Source organism: Bacillus cereus group sp. BcHK124, from assembly GCF_027712065.1.
In the GTDB taxonomy this organism is placed as follows: Bacteria; Bacillota; Bacilli; order Bacillales; family Bacillaceae_G; genus Bacillus_A; species Bacillus_A pacificus.
Map to the genome: position 1 here is coordinate 1 of NZ_JAQFPJ010000012.1, position 19,925 is coordinate 19,925.

Genomic DNA, 19,925 nt, shown 5'->3' on the forward strand with positions numbered 1-19,925 from the left:
TTGAACAGTTTAATTCGTATGGCTCTTCGTAACGGATTTTCTGTTAAAACAGTAAACCCCGCTTATACAAGTGTGATCGGAAAATTAAAATATAGTAAAAATTTCGGTATTAGCGTTCATGAAGCAGCCGCATTCACGATCGCAAGACGTGGATTAGAATTGCAAGAACAATTACCACAAGAAATTATATTATTATTAAAAAACCAAATTACAACAAAACTGCGTATTCTTGTTGCTTCCATGGAAGAAAGTAAAAAGAATACGCAAAAAGTATATAAAAAATGGTTACAAACAATTCAAACGTGGAAAGAATATCATAATTGGAAATTGTGGAGCATTCTTCACAAAATTGTTTATATGAACAATCAACAATTCGTATTTAAAATTTAAATGAGAAGGGGGGTACTGGTTTATTTCTTATAACCTCTTGCATACTACTGACTTGGATGAATGGTAGTATGCAAGGACAGATCGTTCCTAACAGGAACCTGCCGTCATTCTTTCACAATAGGTGGATGAAAAGGTCACAACCCTTACGGACAGGAAAAAGGTGAGATTCCTTTTCGGTAGTTGGCATTTGACTTGGTTCGCCAACAATTTATAGATTTTTATAAGAATTTCAAACCAGGTGAAAAGTTTGCGGAAACGTATATATATAGTGATCGGAGTTATTCTTTTAATCGCTTTAGGTGGAATTGTATTTTGGTCAGCTCTGCAAGGAAACCGTACGGAACATTTTATTTTAAGACATATGGTGAATGAAAATGGAACGCTTGCTACATATCGTTTAGAAGATACAAAAGCAGGTACCGGTGAAGCGAAAGGCCGTGAAGCTTTATCGGAATCAGCAGGACTATGGCTACAATATACATTGGATAAAGACGATCAAGCGTTATTTGATGAACAAGTTAAGGTTATTCAAAATAACTTTGTACATAAGAACCAAATTGTTTTATGGAAAATCTCTGAAAAGGGAGAAATGCAGTCAGCTACAAATGCACTTATCGATGATCTTCGTATTATAGAACAGTTATATCGCGCTTATGAAATGTACAAGGAAGAGCGTTATAAAAACTTGGCAGATCAATTGAGTGATGCTGTAATTCGTTATAATAAGAAAGGTAATTATTATGTTGATTATTATGATGCAGATGCAAGGAAACAAAATGATTTTGCAACAACGTCATATATAAATCCGCGCGCATTCTCCTATATGAAAAAGTATGGCAAAGTTTCTGCTGAGCAATATCAGAAAGTCGTTCAATTTTTAGCAGATTATCCAAGGCGTGGATGGGCATTCCCGAAAGAGTATAAAGCAGATGGTACATTTACGTACGACAAAGAAGTGAATCTTATTGACCAATCATACGTTGCATATCATCGTAGTTTAGGCGGGCTTTCATCAGATGCATATTTGGAATTTATAAAGAAGAAATTCCAGGAGGATGGAAAGCTATACGGTCGTTACAATTTAGAAACGGGAAAGCAAACTGTGAATTATGAATCTCCAGCCGCTTACGGATTAACGATTTTGTACGTACTACAAACAGGTGATACAAAGTTTGCAAAGGAATTATATGATCATATGGCCACATTTCGAAATGACAATGTATTTAGTAGATATTACGGTGGATACGTAACAGGCGAAAATAACAATACGCATATTTTTGATAATGTTTTGCCGCTTTTAGCTGAAATAGAATTAGAGAAGAGTGAAAAATAAAAGGTGCCACCCTATGGGGATGGCACCTTTTATTTTTGGATATCATTTTACGTCCTAATATTGGAGAAGTAATGAATCACGAATTCACGGAATTGCTGAGCGGTTTTCGATAAGTAACGTTTTTTTGACCAGCTTAAGCCAATCGTTCGCTTACAAACGGGTTCAATAATACGTAACTTATTTAATGCTAAAGTAGAGTTTTTTAATAAAGTTAAACTTGGGACAAAGGCGATGCCGAGGCCTTGCTTAATAAGGTCGCTAATCACAGTTGGTTCATCTACTTCAAAAGCGATATGTGGAGTGAAGCCAGCTTCCTTACAAAATTCATCTGTTAAGTGCCGAAATCCATAACCAGTATTCATACTAATAAACGGTTCGTCCTTTACTTCATGTAGATATACACTTTCACGTTCTGATAAACGGTGGCCTGAAGGGACGACTAAGAAAATTTCTTCTGTAATAAGTGGTTCCCAAATAATCTCCTCGCCTTCAATTGGCACAGAAGAAATGCAAAAGTCAATTTCTATATTATCTAGTTGTCGTTTCATAGAAGGAGTAGATGCGAGAAACTGTTGGAATCGAACATTAGGATGTTCTAGTAAAAAAGAACCGAGTAGTTCTGGTAATATTCTTGGAATAGAAACGGCCAGCGTAATAGAGCTTTGTTGTAAGTCAGCTAAATCTTTAATTTCTCGTTCGCCTTCACTTAATTCATGAAAAATGCGCTCTACTCGTTTTAAGAATACTTTCCCGAAAGAGTTTAATGTAATTTGTCGACCTTGGCGATCAAATAACGGGACGCCTAAGTCTTTTTCTAGTCTAGCAATTGTTTTGCTGAGCGAAGGCTGTGCGATATGCAATTCTTCAGCGGCTTTTGTCATATGTTCTAATCGTGCAACTGTTTGAAAGTATTTTAGTTGAAGAAGTTCCATTTTGACTCTCCTTTCTATAGACCAAAAGGAATGGATTGATAATTAAAGATGTATTATACAGTATGAAAATGGACGTGTATAGTAAATCTGTTAAACCATTCTAATGGTGTTAAATTAGGAGAAGGAGTATGTTTCATGAAGGGAATTCAACTTATATTTAAAGATTGGAAAGCGATGTGGCACCATAAACATGGACGTATCGCTTTAATTTTTTTATTAATCGTTCCTTTAATTTATTCAGGGTTCTTTTTAGCTGGATATTGGGATCCGTACGGACGATTAGATAAATTACCTGTTGCGATTGTAAATTTAGATAAGGGTGCTGCAATGGATGAGAAAACAATTCATGCAGGAGACGATTTTGTAAAAAATTTAAAAGAGAATAAGGAACTGGCTTTTCATTTCGTATCAGAAAAAAATGCTGATGAAGGGCTAAAAGAAGATAAGTACTATATGGTTGTTACGATTCCGGCCGATTTCTCTAAAAAGGTAAGTACACTTATGGATGAGAAACCAGAACCAGCACAATTGCAGTACAAAGTAAATCCGGGTAAAAACTTTGTAGCAGCGCAAATTGGAACGACAGCTGTTGAAAATATGAAAACAAAAATTTCAAATAGTATTACGAAATCTTATACAGAAGGTGTCTTTTCAAAGTTTCAAGACTTAGCACAAGGGTTGAATGATGCAAGTAATGGTGCTGGGAAGTTACATGAAGGAACGACAGATGCGAAAGATGGGGCAAATCAGCTCGCAGATGGTATTCATCGTTTAAGTGACGGGACATCAAAAGTGAAAGAGGGAAGTGACAAACTTGCTTCTAGCCAATCTGCCTTAACTGACGGAGCAAATGAGCTAAGTCAAGGAGCAACCTCACTTCATAGCGGTATGGAGTTATTGACGCAAGGTGAAAAAACCTTACAATCAGGGGTTAGTGAATTAAGTGCTGGTACAAATGAATGGGTGAACGGAAGTGAGAAACTTGCTGAAGGGCAAGTGAAAGCGGAGAATGCAGCAAATAGTGTAAAACAACAATTAGAAGAGTACGTGAAAAGTCATCCAGAAGTGCAGCAAGATCCTGCTTTTCAAAAGATTGTTGCTACTTCTAATGGATTAGCTCAAGCAACAAACACTTTAAGTAATAGCCAGCAACAATTGACACAAGGTGCTCAGAAGCTTGCAGATGGTCAGCATAAGGTTGAAGAAGGTATGAATACATTCGGAGTTAAGTTAAATGAAGCTACTGCTGGAACGAAAAAGATAGCAGATGGTGCTACAAATTTAGCTAGTGGATTTACGAAATGGGGAGCTGGATTTACATCATTACAAGAAGGTGTAAATCAACTTGCGAGTGGCGGAACAGAGCTGAATCATGGTGCTGATCAGTTAACGAACGGACTTGTTAAACTTGATGATGGTGCGAAAGAACTTTCTACGAAATTAGGAGAGGGCGCAGAGAAGATAGCGGATGTTCGCAATGATGATGCACGCAATACGATGTTCTCAGAGCCGGTTCAATTAGTGAAGTCAACAGTTTCTGACGTGCCTAATTACGGTTCAGGTATTGCACCATATTTCTTATCGCTTGCATTTTATGTTGGCGGAATTATGGCATCAAATATTTTACCGCTTGGCCGTAGACAAAATATGAAAGTAAGCGGAACGGTACATTTTATTAATAAATTAGGATTGGTATATGTAATTGGACTTATTCAAGCATTACTTGTGGATGTAGTTGTGCTAGGAGTTATGAAGTTAGAAGTTGCAAGTGTGCCACTCTTTGTTTTATCAAGTATCGTTATTTCCTTTACGTTCATGACGTTTATTCTTATGTTAGTAACGGTGTTTGGTCTTGTTGGAAAGTTTTTAGCGGTAACGCTTCTCGTCTTGCAATTAGCGACGAGCGGTGGGACTTTCCCAGGAGAATTAAATATAGCTGTTCTTAGCAAGATTGGACAATTTCTCCCAATGTCCCATTCTCTTAGAGGATTGCAAGATGTGATTTCTTTAGGAGATTGGTCGCAATTACAAATGCAAATTTTAATATTGTTATGCTATCTCGTTGTTGCTGGCGGAATTGCTTGGATCACGAGCCATATACAGCATAGAGAAACGAATGTAGAACAAGTTTCTTAAAATGAAATAAGCTATCCGATTTTTTCGGATAGCTTATTTTTATTATACATTTTATTGTATATTTGCATTTGTAAAAGTTTGAATATTCTAAAATTGGAGTATGCCAATTGTTAGAATATTATGGAAATGTTTTTTGGAAATAAATATAATGAACGTACAAATTAAATATTGGCATTGTTTTACATGGAAGGAAAGGTATTCAAATGTTTTTAAGGTAGGAAGAGAAGGCGTACATAGTTTATATGTTAGATTGTTTGAACTTTTTACTGAATGCTCATTCAGTAAATTTTCTTATACGTATAATGATGAACCGTTCCTTTGCAAGCTACCAATTCTCACTCTTAATGATGTAAATTAATTTTCCTTTTTGAAATGGAAAGTACAATGCACATGGCGTAGTAACAAGTCAAGAAGTCTGGGGAGGAGTGGGATATCGTATATGAACATATGGAGGCGAAAAAAGAAGCTAAGAAGACAAAAACCCTTTTTAGTATTGTTAATGCTTTTATTAGTGTTCGCGGATATACCTATCAGTTTAATTGGCAACATAACGATGCACGCAGAGATAGAATCTATACCGAAAGATAAAGGAGTAGATTCTACGGTAGAACAACCGAAAGATAAGGTGGTAGATTCTACAGCAGAACAATCGAAAGATACGAAGATAGATTCTGCAATAGAGCTACCGAATCCGGAAACTGTGAAAGATTTTGACCCAGGTCCGCCGTATGGAAAAAATGTAGCAAAAAATATTCCTGCAGAGGTTCAAGAGGAGAAACTTGGAACATTTTCTTGGATAAAAGATATGAGACCAGCAAGTTTGGTAGATAATACATGTGCTAAGCAAAATAGAGTTGTACTTAAAAATGGTGGATTTGAAAAGCCAAGGATAACGAAAGACTTCTTTATTGATCAAGATAATGTAGAGGGCTGGAGAACGACAGATCGCTATAAAGTAATCGAAATTTGGAGAACGAGAGATAGAATACCATTGCCTTCACCACTTCCAGCAGAAGGAGAGCAATTTGCCGAACTAAATGCAAGGGAACCTGGAATGTTATATCAAGATGTGAAAACGACTCCAGGGCAAACGATTTATTGGAGATTAGCTCATAGGGGAAGAGATGGGAAAGATACGATGCGAGTTCGTATCGGATCAGCAAGTGCGAATATTACTTCCTTACCTACTATTCAAACGATGGAAGATGATAATAAAGCGTGGGGTCGCTATAGCGGGACTTATACAGTTCCAGCAGGTCAAACGTTAACTCGATTTGGTTTTGAGGCTGTCAAAACATACGGAAATGTCCTATCAGTAGGAAATTTCCTAGATGATATTTTCCTAGGAACAGAACCTTGTGTTACGGCAACAAAAGCTGTAAGTCCAGAAGGAAAAGTGTATGCGGGAGATGAGTTGACGTATACAGTGAACGTTAAAAACCACGGCGGAGATGTTGCTGGTGAAGCAATGTTCACTGACATGATTCCAGATGGAACAGAATATGTACCGGGCTCCATAAAACTAAAAGCTGATGGAACCGAAAAAGCTATAACAGATGCAGAAGATAATGATGCAGGCTTTTATAAAGACAAAAAAGTCACTGTTAAATTAGGCGATGTACAAAATACAGAAGAGGATCCAAATGGAATTACAGTTCAATTTAAAGTAAGGGCTTTACCAAGTTATATTGGAAAGCAAGTTACGAATAAGGCAAGAATAGATTATGGCAACTTGTTGAAGGGCTCAAAGGAATATACAAATTCCAATGAAGTTGTAAACGAGGTTATTGCAAGAAACCCTGAAATAGAGTCGGTTAAAGAAGTGAAAAATGTACAAGGTAAGAGTAGGTACGAGGTCGGAGATACAATTGAATACACAGTTAAAATGCGTAACAAAATTGAGAATAGCATTGCGAAAAAGGTTGTAATAGAAGATTCATTACCAAACGGGGTAGATTATGTACCAGGGACCATTAAAGTAGATGGAAAAGCGGTAACGGACGCTGTAGATCAAGATAGCGGCCACTTTACGATAGGTAAAGTGATTGGGAATTTAGGTGATATTACAGATACAGGATGGCATACGGTCACCTTCCAAGCGAAAGTAAAATCGGATCAGTTAGATAAGACGATTCGTAACATAGGAAAAATAACAGGTGAGAATATTACACCGCAAGAACCAGAGAAATCTATTGTAATAGAACCGAAAGATCCAAAGCTAGAAACGGTAAAAGAAGCAAAGAACTTACAGCAAGGTAAGAGCATATATGAAGTCGGAGATACGATTGAATATACAGTGAAAATGCGTAATAACGTAGCGAGTAGTGTGATAAACAATGCTATTATTGAGGATCCATTACCAGAAGGTGTGGAATATGTGCCAGGGACGATTCGAATAGATGGGAAGGTTGTCACAGATGCTGAAGATGGGGATAGTGGCCATTATAAGACTGGAAAAATAACCGGGAAGTTTGGAGATATTCGAGATACAGAGTGGCATACAGTAGTGTTCCATGTGAAAGTGAAAACGAATCAAGCAGGGAAAGAAATAGTAAATAAAGCGAAGGTAACAGGAGAGAACATTACACCGCAGGAACCTGAAAAACTAGTAAAAGTAGATTATAAGAATCCGAAAGTGGAATCAGTGAAAGAAGTAAAGAACTTACCACAAGGTAAGAAGTATGAAGTAAAAGATACGATTGAATATACGATTAAGGTTCGTAATACAGTCAAAGATAGCATCATAAGAAATTCTTTAGTAGAAGACCAATTGCCAGAAGGTGTGGAATATGTACCAGGATCAATTCGGGTGGATGGCAATATAGTAACGGATGCCGAAGATACTGACAGTGGTCATTATAAGGCTGGAAAAGTAATAGGGAAACTTGGAGACATTCAAGATACCGAATGGCATACAATCGTATTTCAAGTGAAGATAAAAGATGGTTATGAAGATAAAAAAATACTGAACGTAGGTACGGTAAAAGGAGATAATATTTCTCCACAAAAACCATCAGTAGAAATAGCAGTGGAACCTCCTCCGTCAGGGAAAATTGAAATTGAAAAAGTAGATGCAAAGGATCATACGTTGAAACTGAAAAATGCAGAGTTTCAAATTATCGATAAAGATGGAAATGTAGTCGGAAAATTAGTAACCGATGAAAGTGGAAAAGCAATTTCTGAACCGCTAGTATTCGGTAAATATGAAATTAAAGAAATAAAAGCACCGACAGGTTACATGATCTTGAAGGAATCAATTCATGTAGAACTTACATCACCTTTGCAAAAGTTGAAAGTAGAGAACAACAAGAGTGAATGGGTCATTCCGAATACAGGAGGGTTTGGAACAAATCTCATTTACTTATTTAGCACATTACTCATTGTGTTAACGCTATTTCTCTATTTCCGAAAAGGGGACAGTAATTTATAAAATATAAAGGGGGCAATACGAGTATGAAAAAGGTATTTAGTATGGTTTTAGCATTTATATTAATGCTTTCAACGCTGCCAAGTGCATTTGCTGCAAATGAGGTTCCGACAAAAGGGTCTTTAACAATTCATAAATATGCGCATGAAAAAGATGGACAACAAGGTGAAGCAGGAACTGGTGAACCTGGTCAGAAAGTTCCTGAAGGGGCAACACCGATAAAAGGAGTAAAGTATGAAGTTGTAAAAGTTGCAACTTTTAAAGTGATTGAAAGAAATGGAGAAATTGTAAAAGAAGCTGTTGAGAAAGTTGACAATGCAACACCTATTAGCGACGTAACAGGTGAAGATGGTACAGTAACTTTTAAGGACCTTCCAATCGGTCGTTACTTAGTGAAAGAAGTTAGCGGTCCAGATAACGTAAATATAAATACAGAGCCATATACAATTGATATCCCAATGACTGATAAAGAAGGTAAAAAATTAAACTACGACGTTCATATTTATCCAAAAAATGAAATCAAGCGTGGAGCAGTAGAATTAACGAAAGTAGACGATGCAGGAAAACCATTAAAAGATGTAGAGTTCACACTATATCATAAAGGGACTGATAAAGTAGTAGTAGATAAAGCAGGAAAAGAATTAAAGGATCTAAAGACAGATAAGGATGGTAAAATCCGCGTTGACGGTTTATTGTATGGAGAATATTATTTCAAAGAGTCAAAAGCACTAGAAGGGTATGTTTTAGATCCTAAAAAATATGAATTTAAAGTTGAAAAATCAGGTGCATTCCCTAAAGACGGTCAAGCAGGCTATGGGGAAATTGTAAAACTAGATAAAATTATAAACTATAAAAAACCGACAATTGATAAGAAGATTAACGGTAATTTAAATGGTTTACCAATTAACGTAGATGAAGAATTCACATACGACATTAAAACGAAACTACCAGGTGATATTCATCTGTACAAGAAATACGTAATAACAGATAACGTGGATCCAAGATTAACAATTATCGGTACACCAGTTGTTACAATTGATGGTGAAAAAGTATCTTCTGATGTTGTAAAAGTAACGTTAGGTGAAAAGACTGCTGCAGGTCAATTAGTGACAGTGACTGTAGAGAATTTTGCAGCGTTAAAAGATAAAAAAGAACTACATTTGCAAATCAAGGCGAAAGTAAATGGAGATATTAACGGTGGAACAGTAATAGAAAATATAGCAAAAATCGATTATGAAACTGGTGATAAAGTAACACCACCAGACGATGAAACAACAACACCTCCTGTAAAAGTTATCGTAACTGATGGCAAAATTTCATTGAAAAAAATTGACGGTGCAACTAAAGATGCTTTAGAAGGTGCGAAATTTGAATTACGAAAAGATGGTAAAGTTGTAAAAGTAAAAGGTGTTGACGTTGTCGGCGTATCTGATAAAGATGGGATTATTAATTGGGACAACATCCCTTACGGTGAATACGAAATCGTTGAAATTGAAGCACCGAAGTATACTGATAAAGGTGAAGTGAAATCTTATCAAAAATTAAGAGAGCCAATTAAAGTTAAGATTGATAAGGATAACCAAACGGTGAAATTAACTGTAGAAAATAATAAGAGTGGCTGGATCCTTCCTGCAACAGGTGGAATTGGGACAATCCTCTTCACAGTAGTTGGCCTTGTATTAATGGGCGCAGCGTTTATGTTCTTAAGAAGAAAAGCTTAATAAGCGTACGAGTATAGGGAGAAAAGAGGGAGAAAGAACATCTTCCTCTTTTCGTTATTTACTGCCCGGTAAATAGCGGGATAAATGGAACTACATATGCATAATAAAGGGGTATATTATGAAACGTAATATTATTTTTGGATGCATCTTTTTAGTAGGACTTAGTATTTTTTTATACCCGACGGTGAGTAATTGGTTAGCGACAAGAGCGCATTATTCTGAAGTAAGTACATATGACAAAAAGGTGAAAGAGCTGCAAAGGGAAGAGATTAAACGTAAAGAAAAAGAAGCGAAAGAGTACAATGAGAAACTACAACAGGAGAGACAGACCGTTACAGATCCATTTCGTTCCGATAAGAGTGGAAATTCCAGTTCTTACGTAGATATGTTGAATGTAGGAGAAGTAATGGGCTATGTAGAAATTCCTAAAATTAATGTGAAGCTTCCTATATATCATGGAACGTCTGAGGATGTTTTAAGTAGAGGGGTAGGTCATATAGAGAATTCCTCTTTGCCAGTTGGCGGAGAAGGAACACATTCTATTTTGACTGGACATAGGGGGTTGCCATCTGCTGTATTATTTACAGATTTGGATAAATTAAAAGAGGCGGATGTTTTTTATATTCATTCTTTAGATAAAGTATTAGCATATAAAGTAGATCAAATTAAAGTAGTGCTCCCAGAAGAAACGGATGATTTAACAGTAGCTGAAAGTCAGGATTATGTGACACTAATTACATGTACGCCATATGGTGTAAACACGCATAGGTTACTCGTTCGAGGACACCGTGTTCCATATGACGAAAAGGAAAAAGAAAAGATTAAGGAAGTTGTTGGAGTAGATAAACGAATGATAGGAGCAGGTGCTATCATTGTAGGTGCATTTCTAATTGCTTTATATAGAAGAAAGAAGCGTAAAACTATAGAGAAAATATAAAATGGTTCTCCTTTCAATGTATATGTATGAAAGGAGAACCATTTTTTGGCCTATTATTTGCGTTCCATTACCGCAAAGTAATTGTTTTCGTTATCAGCGAAGTTAAAAGCTCTGCCAGTAGGTAAATCTACAACTTGTCCAACAGTAACATTTTTCTCAGAAAGATCTTTATACAGTTGATCTAAGTTGTTAGAGAAGAACATAAGTGAAGGTGTATGTAAGTTTAATTCAGGTTGCATTTTTGCAATTAACTCTTTATCGTGAAGGACGATGCTTGTGCCTGCTTCTTTTGACGGCGCAATTTCAATCCAGCGAAAACCTTGTCCGTTATTTTCTTCCGCAATAATTTGGAATCCTACTGTCTCAGTCCAAAATTGTACTGCTTCATCTTGATTATTTACATATAGCATAATTTGTCCAATTTGATTAATCATAGGTGTGTCCTACTTTCTTTTCTTTTATGGAATTCTATTATATCAAAGATATGGTTTGAATACCTTTTCGTGATTTTTCCGAAGTGCAATCTTAGCCCATTTCATATTTGTTGTAGGAGAAGGTCCTGTAATCCATGTATGAAATGGTAGTGTACTGCATATGACCATTGTTGAAATCGAGATTGTGGCTGTTATTGTAAATAATAATAAGCTATATAATATTGTGTTTTCTTGCAGTGTGAATAAAGAAAGAAACTTTGTACATAGTTGCAAGAAGAAAAAGTGAGCTAAATAAGCACCATACGTGTAATTCCCGATAAATCGTAAAGCTTTATATAAGAAACCACGTCGCTGTACGATTGTAATAGATAGCACGTAAAGTATGATAATTTCGCATACGATATATAAAAACATAGACGGTTTTAAATAAGTCGAAACGGTTAAATGAATAGAGTTTGCTCCGTAAAAACTAAATAACTCATAATTGATGAATAAAAATAAGATAAAGAATAAGATTGTAATAAGCGGAATATGTTTTATGACAAATGTACGCCACGCTTTTAGTGCGACAGCAGCGATTCCTCCCATGACGAAATAGAACGAATAGAAGAAGAAGGAACGATCTGTATAATGTAAAATGGTTGAGCTAGTCAATTTCTCTCCATTAAAAATGTAGTGCGAAGAATACCACATTAAGAGGAAATATAGAGAAGCAAAGATGGTCATATATTTATATATGTCTTTTTTATTTTCTGTTCGTTTTTGAAACCAATAAAATAGTGTGCACAGCAAAGGGAACAGTAGGTGAATTTGAAACATCATAATCACGTACCAAAGATGAGGTGCGGCTGTTCCGAGTAATAAACTTTTTATTCCGCTTTGTAGTGTAATCATATCGTTTGTTGTTAATAAGTAAAGAACAGACCAGAAGAAATAAGGAATGAGTAAATGTGCGGCTTTTTCAGAAATATATTCTTTGTATACTAATTGCTTTGTATAGTGACGAATTAAGTGGAAGCCGACGATAAATATGAATGCAGGTGCTGAAAATTTTGCAAGGTTAAATAGCATGCCCATAATGAGAGATTGCTCAAGTAAGACATTTCCTTGATTCATTGTATATAATAAGGAACTTTGCAAAACGACCGCAAGGAATGCAATGCTTTGCAAAACTTTAAATTCAGGTGCGCTTTGAGTCATTATGTCCATCTCCTTTTCCATACATGATTATAGTACGGAGAAAGGATAATGAGTGTGGAATATTTGTGAAGGTTTTAACAAATTTGTGGCGGAATAGATTATATCGACGATTTTTTCAATATATCGACGTTTCGACAAGGAATATCGACTTATCAACAAATAACGACAAAAAGAGGATGCTCAAAACGAGCATCCTCTTTCTATTTATTAAGCAAATTTGTTTTTGATCCAATTCTTACCTTCTACAAGGCGAGCTGTCATTACGGCACAAGCATTATCTGCTGTTACGTTTAACATCGTTGCAGGAGGATCGATGATTGTACTAATCGCTGCGATAATTGGCAATGCTTCTGGCGGGAAGCCGTATAGAGAAACGATTAACATTTCACCAATCATACCGCCGCCTGGAATAGCGCCCATTACTGTTCCTACTAATAAAGAAACAACAAGTGCGATTGCTAATGTTTTTGGTCCTTCGAATTCCATGTTGAAAATACCGAATAAGAAAGCAATTTTTAATACGCCGCCTAAAACAGAGCCGTCTTTATGAAGTGTAGATCCAAGAAGGACAACTGTTTCACGAACGTCAGAAGAGATACCCATTTTCTTCGTTGCTTCTAAGTTCGCTGGAATACTTGCGGCACTACTACAAGTTGCAAGAGATGTAACAGTAGGAGAGACCATGTTCTTCCAAAATACTTGTACACCTTGCTTGCGACCTGCAAGGTATGCATAGAACGTAAAGAATACAAAGAAGTAAATAAGAGACGCTGGATAGTATACCATTGCTGCTCGGAAGTAAGTTCCAAGAAGCTGTGGTCCGAATTCACCAACTAATGCTGCGAAGTAAGCAGCAAGTCCGATTGGAGCGTAGTACATAATGAAAGATACGACTTTCATTGAAATTTCTGCACCAGCTTGTAAGAATGTAGCGAATGGTTTTCCTTTTTCACCAACTGCTGAAGTTGCAACTCCCATTAAGATAGAGAAGAAAATAAGAGCTAACATATTTTCACGAGATAGTAACTTCGAGAAGTCAGATACTGTTAGAATACCGACGATTTGATCTGCAACACTAACTGCTTTTTCAGCTTTGTCAGGTTGTGTTAGTTCTAATACAACACCTTGTGCTGGCGGGAATACTTTCACGACAATAATCATAAAAATAGCAGCTAAAATACTTGTAAATAAGAAAGTCCCAGCCATACTAGACATAATTTTACCGAAACGTTTTAATCCATCCATATTAGCAATAGATGACGCGATGCTAAAGAACACTAGAGGTACAACAATCGTAAACATTAAGTTTAAGAAAATGTCACCAAGCGGCTTTAAAGCAACTGCATCGGCACCCATGAAATAACCAATGAAACCACCAATTAGGATAGAAGATAATAAAATAAGTGGAAAGCGATATGCCTTCATAAATATATCCTCCTATCAATTATAAAAAATCATACTGAATTATTATAGCGAGTTAGAGCCCTCTTTACTAGGAGAATACGGATAGATGGAATAGCGTGAAAACCGAGAAATTTTTGTTTTTAAGCTCGGCATACAGCAGGAAATCTAGACATATATATTTGTAACCTAGTTGTGGTAAGGGATGCGCCGTAACTTAGGTTTGGAAAAAGGGGGAGGGAAAAGGGATGAATATTTTACTTTGCTGTGCAGCGGGAATGTCTTCCAGTTTGATTGTTACAAAAATGGAGAAAGCAGCAGAGGCAAAAGGGATAGAGGTAAAGATTTGGGCTGTATCAGGTTCTGAAGTAAATAGCCATATTGATAAAGCGGATGTACTTTTACTTGGACCGCAAATACGTTATTTATTACCGAAAATGAAAGAATTATGTAAGGAGAAAGGAGTACCTGTTGATGTCATTCAATCCGTCCATTACGGGCTTTGTAATGGAGAAGCTATCTTGCAAGCAGCTTTGTCAATGAAACCATGAGGAGAGTGGGATAGATGATACGGTTTTTAGAGAAATATGTAATGCCGGTAGCAGGAAAGGTTGCAGAGCAGAGGCATTTGCTAGCAATTCGTGATGGACTTGTATTGACGATGCCGTTCTTAATTATAGGATCAATTTTTCTTATTATTAGTACATTACCAATCCCTGGGTATAGTGAATTCATGGCGAGTTTGTTCGGGAAAAACTGGAACGTAGCATTAGGGTATCCAGTTAGTGCAACTTTTAATATAATGGCTTTAATAGCTGTTTTTGGAATCGCTTACAGGCTTGGGGAATATTATAAAGTGGACGCTTTAGCATCCGGGGCATTGTCGCTTGTGACATTTTTACTTGCAACTCCATTTCAAGTTGCATATATCATGCCGGGTACGAAAGAAAGTATACTGGTAGATGGAGTAATTCCAGCGGCATTAATGGGAAGCCAAGGTTTATTTGTAGCGATGATTATTGCAATTATATCTACTGAAATATACCGATTTCTTGTACAAAAAAAGATGATTATAAAAATGCCTGAGACAGTTCCACCGGCAGTAACGCGTTCATTTGCAGCGCTTATTCCTGGGTTTATTGTTGTGACAGTTGTTTGGATCATTAGATTGATTTTTGAACACACAACTTTCGGAAGCATTCATAATGTTGTAGGGAAGCTACTGCAAGAACCGCTGAGTATACTTGGTGCTAGTCTTTGGGGAGCAGTTATAGCGGTTATTCTCGTTCATGTCCTTTGGGCGTGTGGAATTCATGGAGCTACAATTGTGGGCGGTGTAATGAGCCCGATTTGGTTATCGTTAATGGATCAGAACCGGATTGCTTTTCAAGCGGGCCAAGATGTACCGAACACGATTACTGCACAGTTTTTTGATTTATGGATTTATATGGGCGGTTCTGGTGCAACATTAGCCTTAGTTGTCGGAATGTTATTGTTTGCACGAAGTCAGCAATTAAAAAGTTTAGGACGATTGTCAATTGCACCTGGTATCTTTAACATTAATGAAATGGTAACTTTCGGTATGCCAATTGTCATGAATCCACTTTTACTTATTCCATTTATAGTAGTTCCTGTTGTATTAACGATTGTTTCTTATTTCGCAATGGAATGGGGATTGGTAGCTCGCCCGAGTGGTGCTGCTGTAACATGGACGACACCAATTCTATTTAGTGGATATTTAGGCTCGGGTGGCAAAATTTCAGGTGTGATTTTGCAACTCGTTAACTTTGCACTAGCGTTCGTCATATATTTACCGTTCTTAAAAATATGGGATAAACAAAAAATAGCGGAAGAAAAGGGGGAGTAGAGAACTAAAATGGATACGATAGAAACGAAGGCCTTTCACTTAATCTTGCATGGGGGAAATGCGAGAAGTTGTTCAATGGAAGCAATTGATTGTGCAAAGCGTGGAGAATTTACAGAAGCAGAAGCGAAATTACAAGAAGCGTTAGAAGAATTAAAAGAGGCGCACCGTGTACAAACGGATCTCATACAGAAAGAAGCTGGTGGTGAAAAGACCGAAGTCACCCTTCTGATGGTGCACGCGCAAGATCATTTAATGAATGCAATTACGGTGAAGGAATTAGCGAGTGAATTTGTAGAATTATATAAGAAGATGTCGGTAACTGAATGAACCTTGCGTATGCAAGGTTTTTTTATTTCATTAAATAGTGGGTAAAAATAATAAATTATTGTTCGTTAAAAAATTTTTTTAGTGTATTTTTTGTTTTAAACACAACTAGACAACTAAACACTAATCTATTTTCATACAGTTATGTGTTAAAAGCGTGTTGTTTTATAACACACTGTGTGTTTTTGGGGTGACACACTAATTGAAAGCGTTAACACACAAAGAAAACAGTCGAAAAAGTGCTGATTTTAGTGGTTTTAAAAAGTTGGCACGCTAATTGCATTAATAAATAGCGTAAAGAAAAATAAATAAAACATAAATTTTTTATACTACACAAGGGGGATTTTCAAATGAATATTTTATTATGTTGTTCAGCAGGGATGTCTACAAGTTTACTAGTTACAAAAATGGAAGCGGCTGCAAAAGCTCGCGGTCTAGAAGGAAAGATTTGGGCTGTATCTGGGGATGCAGTAAAAACAAATATTGATCAAGCGGATGTATTATTACTAGGACCACAAGTTCGTTACATGCTTTCTTCAATGAAAACGCTTGCTGATGAGAAGAACGTTGGAATCGACGTTATCAATCCAATGCACTACGGCATGATGAATGGAGAGGCAGTTTTAGATCACGCATTAACACTTAAAAAATAATTAGGGGGGAAGCAAAATGCAAAAGTTTATTGCATTCATGGAGAAATATATTGTTCCTGTCGCTGGTAAAATCGGATCGCAACGTCACTTAGCTGCGATCCGGGATGGATTTATTGCAGTTATGCCACTTATTTTAGTGGGTTCGATGGCAGTACTAGTTAATGGTTTACCAATTCCAGCATTCCAAGATTTTATGAAAGATTTATTCGGTGAAACTTGGAAACAAATTGGTGCTGGCATGTGGACAGGGTCCTTCGGAGTATTAGCTCTGATGGTTGCAGTTACCACAAGTTATAACTTAGCAAAATCTTACGGTGTTGATGGATTGTCAGCAGGTATTATTTCGTTTGGTGCATTAATTATTCTTACGCCAACAACACCAAAAGAAGCTGGAATAAATATGCTTTGGACAGGCGCACAGGGCTTGTTCGTTTCACTTATTGTCTCCATACTCGTAACGGAGATATTCCGCTTCTTTGTTCAAAGAAACATTACAATTAAAATGCCAGACGGTGTACCACCAGCAGTAATGAAATCTTTCGCTGCGTTAGTTCCAGCATTTGTGATTTTAACAGGTATTGCAGGTGTTCAATTAGCAGTAAAACTAGCAGGTACAAGTGTTCATGAGTATATCTTTAATACATTACAAGTTCCATTACAAGGATTAGCAGGTACGTTACCAAGTGCAATCTTTATTGCGTTATTAGTACATGTACTTTGGTTCTTCGGTTTACATGGTCCAAATATTGTTGGTGGTATTATTGAGCCACTTTATTTACCAGCATTAGAGAAAAATATTAAGTTATTCCAAGATGGTACATCTGCATTTGATGTTCCAAACATTATTACAAAACCATTCTTTGATACTTTCGTATATCTTGGTGGTTCTGGTGCAACATTAGCGTTTTTAGTAGTTGTATTAATTGTAGCGAAAAGTGCACAATTACGCGGTGTATCTCGTCTATCAATTGGACCTGGTGCATTTAACATTAACGAACCAGTAATCTTTGGTACACCAATCGTATTAAATCCAATTTTATTCATCCCGTTTGTATTAACACCTGTTGTGTTAGTTATTACATCTTATACAGCAATTTACTTAGGATGGGTACCAAAAACAGTAGCGATGGTTCCATGGAACGTTCCACCAATTATTAGTGGGTATCTTGTAACCGGTTTACATCCTTCTGGTGCGATTTTACAATTATTCAACTTTGTTGTTGCAATGGCGATTTACTTCCCATTCGTTGTCGCATGCGATCGTTCAGTTATCCGTACTGAGAAAGCAGCACAAGGAAACAACAACTCTGTACCTATGTAACATAGTAATTGTTCTCATAGACAACGATACCTGTGAGAACAATTACCTTTATATCATGTTCAAAAAGATGAAAAACATCTATATGAACACTAAACTATCATTAATAAATTCATACTTTAATAGACATGTTCAAACTGAAGGGGTATTTAAATCGGTTGAACCTTATAGAGAGGGCGGTAATTATAATGACTACAGCAGAACAAATTCCATTCCAATTGATTTTAAATAGTGGTAACGCACGAAGCTTTGCGATGGAGGCACTTCAATTTGCCAAACAGGGGAAAATGGTAGAAGCAGATGAAGCGATGGTAAAGGCGAAAGAAGCGATTAATGAAGCGCATCATTTTCAAACAGAGCTCATACAATCAGAAGCAAGAGGAGAAAAAACAGAGGTTAGTGTTCTTTTAATTCACGCACAAGATCATTTAATGAATGCGATTACAGTGAAAGAATTAGCAGCAGAGTTTATTGACCTTTATAAAAAGTTAGAAGCGAAAGGGGAATAAAGCATGACTGGAATTAAAATTGCTACAATCGGCGGTGGATCTAGTTATACACCAGAGTTAATTGAAGGATTTATTAAACGTTATGATGAGCTTCCTGTTCGTGAAATTTGGTTAGTAGATATTGAGGCAGGAAAAGAAAAGTTAGAAATCGTTGGTAACTTAGCGAAACGTATGGTAAAAAAATCTGGTTTACCAATTGAGGTACATTTAACGCTTGATCGTCGCGAAGCATTAAAAGATGCTGACTTCGTAACGACGCAGCTTCGCGTAGGTTTATTAGAAGCTCGCGCAAAAGATGAAGCAATCCCGTTAAAATATGATGTAATCGGTCAGGAAACGAATGGTCCTGGTGGTTTATTCAAAGCGTTGAGAACGATTCCTGTTATTTTAGATATTTGTAAGGATATGGAGGAGCTTTGTCCGAATGCATGGTTAATTAACTTTGCAAATCCAGCTGGTATGGTAACAGAAGCTGTTCTTCGTTATACAAATATTCAAAGAGTAGTTGGTCTATGTAACGTTCCAATCGGAATCCGCATGGGTCTTGCAAAATTGCTTGAAGTAGATGCAAGCCGTGTTCACGTTGATTTTGCAGGTTTAAATCACATGGTATATGGATTAGACGTATACTTAGATGGCGTAAGTGTAATGGATCGTGTGTTAGAACTTGTAACAGATCCAGAAAAGCAAATTACGATGGAAAATATCGCTGCGCTTAACTGGGAGCCAGACTTTATTCGCGGCCTTCGTGCAATTCCATGTCCATACCATCGTTACTACTACAAAACACGTGAAATGCTAGAAGAAGAGAAAGAAGCTTCGGTTGAAAAAGGTACACGTGCAGAAGTAGTAAAACAATTAGAAGATGATTTATTCGAGTTATATAAAGACCCGAATTTAGATATTAAACCACCACAATTAGAAAAACGTGGAGGCGCTTATTATAGTGACGCAGCATGTAGCTTAATTACGTCTATTTATAATAATAAAGGTGATATCCAGCCTGTTAATACACGAAACAACGGAACAATTGCAAGCTTGCCACATGATTCGGCTGTTGAAGTGAACTGTATTATTACGAAAGAAGGTCCAAAACCAATTGCAGTTGGAGATCTTCCAGTACCAGTTCGCGGTTTAGTACAACAAATTAAATCATTTGAGCGCACAACAATTGAAGCTGCTGTTACAGGGGATTATCATAAAGCGCTGCTTGCTATGACAATTAATCCACTTGTACCATCAGATAAAGTGGCAAAACAAATTTTAGATGAAATGTTGGAAGCGCATAAAGAATATCTTCCGCAGTTCTTCAAAAAGGTAGAGAAATAAAAGCGGCGCTATTT

Annotated in this window: 16 protein-coding genes and 1 pseudogene; 13 read left to right on the forward strand and 4 right to left on the reverse strand. The window is 36.7% G+C overall.

Features of this window, described 5'->3' with window-relative positions; all coding sequences use genetic code 11:
* Together PDK19_RS17595 and PDK19_RS17600 are read left to right on the forward strand one after the other, a co-directional pair.
* A pseudogene (locus PDK19_RS17595) lies at positions 1-390 on the forward strand (IS200/IS605 family accessory protein TnpB-related protein); the annotation flags it as partial.
* Between the two features lie 247 nt (positions 391-637).
* On the forward strand, positions 638-1,723 hold the full coding sequence (locus PDK19_RS17600; RefSeq protein ID WP_001231579.1) for a hypothetical protein: 1,086 nt from the start codon (positions 638-640) through the stop codon (positions 1,721-1,723).
* A gap of 47 nt (positions 1,724-1,770) precedes the next feature.
* Here the strand turns inward: PDK19_RS17600 and PDK19_RS17605 are convergent, their stop codons facing one another.
* Positions 1,771-2,655 carry a LysR family transcriptional regulator gene (locus PDK19_RS17605; protein ID WP_000421918.1) on the reverse strand — a complete coding sequence of 295 codons (885 nt, stop codon included), beginning with the start codon at positions 2,653-2,655 and terminating at the stop codon, positions 1,771-1,773.
* A 135-nt stretch (positions 2,656-2,790) separates the two neighbouring features.
* Between PDK19_RS17605 and PDK19_RS17610 the strand changes: the two genes are divergently transcribed.
* From PDK19_RS17610 to PDK19_RS17625, 4 genes are all read left to right on the forward strand, one after another.
* Positions 2,791-4,791, forward strand: coding sequence for a YhgE/Pip domain-containing protein (locus tag PDK19_RS17610; protein ID WP_074567485.1), 2,001 nt, complete (start codon positions 2,791-2,793; stop codon positions 4,789-4,791).
* Between the two features lie 439 nt (positions 4,792-5,230).
* Entirely contained in the window at positions 5,231-8,221 is a 2,991-nt protein-coding gene (locus PDK19_RS17615; RefSeq protein WP_270707736.1) for an isopeptide-forming domain-containing fimbrial protein, read from the forward strand.
* Between the two features lie 23 nt (positions 8,222-8,244).
* Complete coding sequence (locus PDK19_RS17620; protein ID WP_270707738.1) at positions 8,245-9,939, forward strand: SpaH/EbpB family LPXTG-anchored major pilin; 1,695 nt, start codon at positions 8,245-8,247, stop codon at positions 9,937-9,939.
* Between the two features lie 118 nt (positions 9,940-10,057).
* Positions 10,058-10,876, forward strand: a complete 819-nt coding sequence (locus PDK19_RS17625; RefSeq protein ID WP_074614976.1) for a class C sortase — start codon at positions 10,058-10,060, stop codon at positions 10,874-10,876.
* A 53-nt stretch (positions 10,877-10,929) separates the two neighbouring features.
* Here the strand turns inward: PDK19_RS17625 and PDK19_RS17630 are convergent, their stop codons facing one another.
* The 3 genes from PDK19_RS17630 to PDK19_RS17640 all read right to left on the reverse strand — a co-directional run bounded on the left by PDK19_RS17630 (position 10,930) and on the right by PDK19_RS17640 (position 13,935).
* Positions 10,930-11,310: a VOC family protein gene (locus PDK19_RS17630; RefSeq protein ID WP_000609844.1), complete on the reverse strand. Its 381-nt coding sequence runs from the start codon at positions 11,308-11,310 to the stop codon at positions 10,930-10,932.
* A gap of 42 nt (positions 11,311-11,352) precedes the next feature.
* Positions 11,353-12,510: an acyltransferase gene (locus tag PDK19_RS17635; protein ID WP_000194309.1), complete on the reverse strand. Its 1,158-nt coding sequence runs from the start codon at positions 12,508-12,510 to the stop codon at positions 11,353-11,355.
* Between the two features lie 207 nt (positions 12,511-12,717).
* Positions 12,718-13,935, reverse strand: a complete 1,218-nt coding sequence (locus tag PDK19_RS17640; protein WP_000649373.1) for a dicarboxylate/amino acid:cation symporter — start codon at positions 13,933-13,935, stop codon at positions 12,718-12,720.
* A 224-nt stretch (positions 13,936-14,159) separates the two neighbouring features.
* Between PDK19_RS17640 and PDK19_RS17645 the strand changes: the two genes are divergently transcribed.
* The 7 genes from PDK19_RS17645 (at position 14,160) to celF (ending at position 19,911) form a co-directional block, all read left to right on the forward strand.
* Entirely contained in the window at positions 14,160-14,462 is a 303-nt protein-coding gene (locus tag PDK19_RS17645) for a PTS sugar transporter subunit IIB (RefSeq protein ID WP_001023537.1), read from the forward strand.
* Between the two features lie 14 nt (positions 14,463-14,476).
* Positions 14,477-15,778 (forward strand): PTS cellobiose transporter subunit IIC, encoded by a 1,302-nt coding sequence (celB, locus tag PDK19_RS17650; protein ID WP_000617776.1) that lies wholly within the window; start codon positions 14,477-14,479, stop codon positions 15,776-15,778.
* 9 nt (positions 15,779-15,787) lie between these two features.
* Positions 15,788-16,105, forward strand: coding sequence for a PTS lactose/cellobiose transporter subunit IIA (locus tag PDK19_RS17655; protein ID WP_000379635.1), 318 nt, complete (start codon positions 15,788-15,790; stop codon positions 16,103-16,105).
* A gap of 347 nt (positions 16,106-16,452) precedes the next feature.
* Complete coding sequence (locus PDK19_RS17660) at positions 16,453-16,755, forward strand: PTS sugar transporter subunit IIB (RefSeq protein WP_001023567.1); 303 nt, start codon at positions 16,453-16,455, stop codon at positions 16,753-16,755.
* 16 nt (positions 16,756-16,771) lie between these two features.
* On the forward strand, positions 16,772-18,076 hold the full coding sequence (gene celB, locus PDK19_RS17665) for a PTS cellobiose transporter subunit IIC (protein ID WP_270707740.1): 1,305 nt from the start codon (positions 16,772-16,774) through the stop codon (positions 18,074-18,076).
* A gap of 182 nt (positions 18,077-18,258) precedes the next feature.
* Positions 18,259-18,582, forward strand: coding sequence for a PTS lactose/cellobiose transporter subunit IIA (locus PDK19_RS17670; RefSeq protein WP_000989059.1), 324 nt, complete (start codon positions 18,259-18,261; stop codon positions 18,580-18,582).
* Between the two features lie 3 nt (positions 18,583-18,585).
* Positions 18,586-19,911, forward strand: coding sequence for a 6-phospho-beta-glucosidase (celF, locus tag PDK19_RS17675; protein WP_000145749.1), 1,326 nt, complete (start codon positions 18,586-18,588; stop codon positions 19,909-19,911).
* Positions 19,912-19,925: the final 14 nt, after the last annotated feature.

What these genes read in the sequence shown, in the direction of transcription:
- PDK19_RS17605 (WP_000421918.1), bottom strand. Translation starts at nt 2,655, where the DNA reads ATGGAACTTCTTCAACTAAAATACTTTCAAACAGTTGCACGATTAGAA.
- PDK19_RS17610 (WP_074567485.1), top strand. Translation starts at nt 2,791, where the DNA reads ATGAAGGGAATTCAACTTATATTTAAAGATTGGAAAGCGATGTGGCAC.
- PDK19_RS17615 (WP_270707736.1), top strand. Translation starts at nt 5,231, where the DNA reads ATGAACATATGGAGGCGAAAAAAGAAGCTAAGAAGACAAAAACCCTTT.
- PDK19_RS17620 (WP_270707738.1), top strand. Translation starts at nt 8,245, where the DNA reads ATGAAAAAGGTATTTAGTATGGTTTTAGCATTTATATTAATGCTTTCA.
- PDK19_RS17625 (WP_074614976.1), top strand. Translation starts at nt 10,058, where the DNA reads ATGAAACGTAATATTATTTTTGGATGCATCTTTTTAGTAGGACTTAGT.
- PDK19_RS17630 (WP_000609844.1), bottom strand. Translation starts at nt 11,310, where the DNA reads ATGATTAATCAAATTGGACAAATTATGCTATATGTAAATAATCAAGAT.
- PDK19_RS17635 (WP_000194309.1), bottom strand. Translation starts at nt 12,510, where the DNA reads ATGACTCAAAGCGCACCTGAATTTAAAGTTTTGCAAAGCATTGCATTC.
- PDK19_RS17640 (WP_000649373.1), bottom strand. Translation starts at nt 13,935, where the DNA reads ATGAAGGCATATCGCTTTCCACTTATTTTATTATCTTCTATCCTAATT.
- PDK19_RS17645 (WP_001023537.1), top strand. Translation starts at nt 14,160, where the DNA reads ATGAATATTTTACTTTGCTGTGCAGCGGGAATGTCTTCCAGTTTGATT.
- celB (WP_000617776.1), top strand. Translation starts at nt 14,477, where the DNA reads ATGATACGGTTTTTAGAGAAATATGTAATGCCGGTAGCAGGAAAGGTT.
- PDK19_RS17655 (WP_000379635.1), top strand. Translation starts at nt 15,788, where the DNA reads ATGGATACGATAGAAACGAAGGCCTTTCACTTAATCTTGCATGGGGGA.
- PDK19_RS17660 (WP_001023567.1), top strand. Translation starts at nt 16,453, where the DNA reads ATGAATATTTTATTATGTTGTTCAGCAGGGATGTCTACAAGTTTACTA.
- celB (WP_270707740.1), top strand. Translation starts at nt 16,772, where the DNA reads ATGCAAAAGTTTATTGCATTCATGGAGAAATATATTGTTCCTGTCGCT.
- celF (WP_000145749.1), top strand. Translation starts at nt 18,586, where the DNA reads ATGACTGGAATTAAAATTGCTACAATCGGCGGTGGATCTAGTTATACA.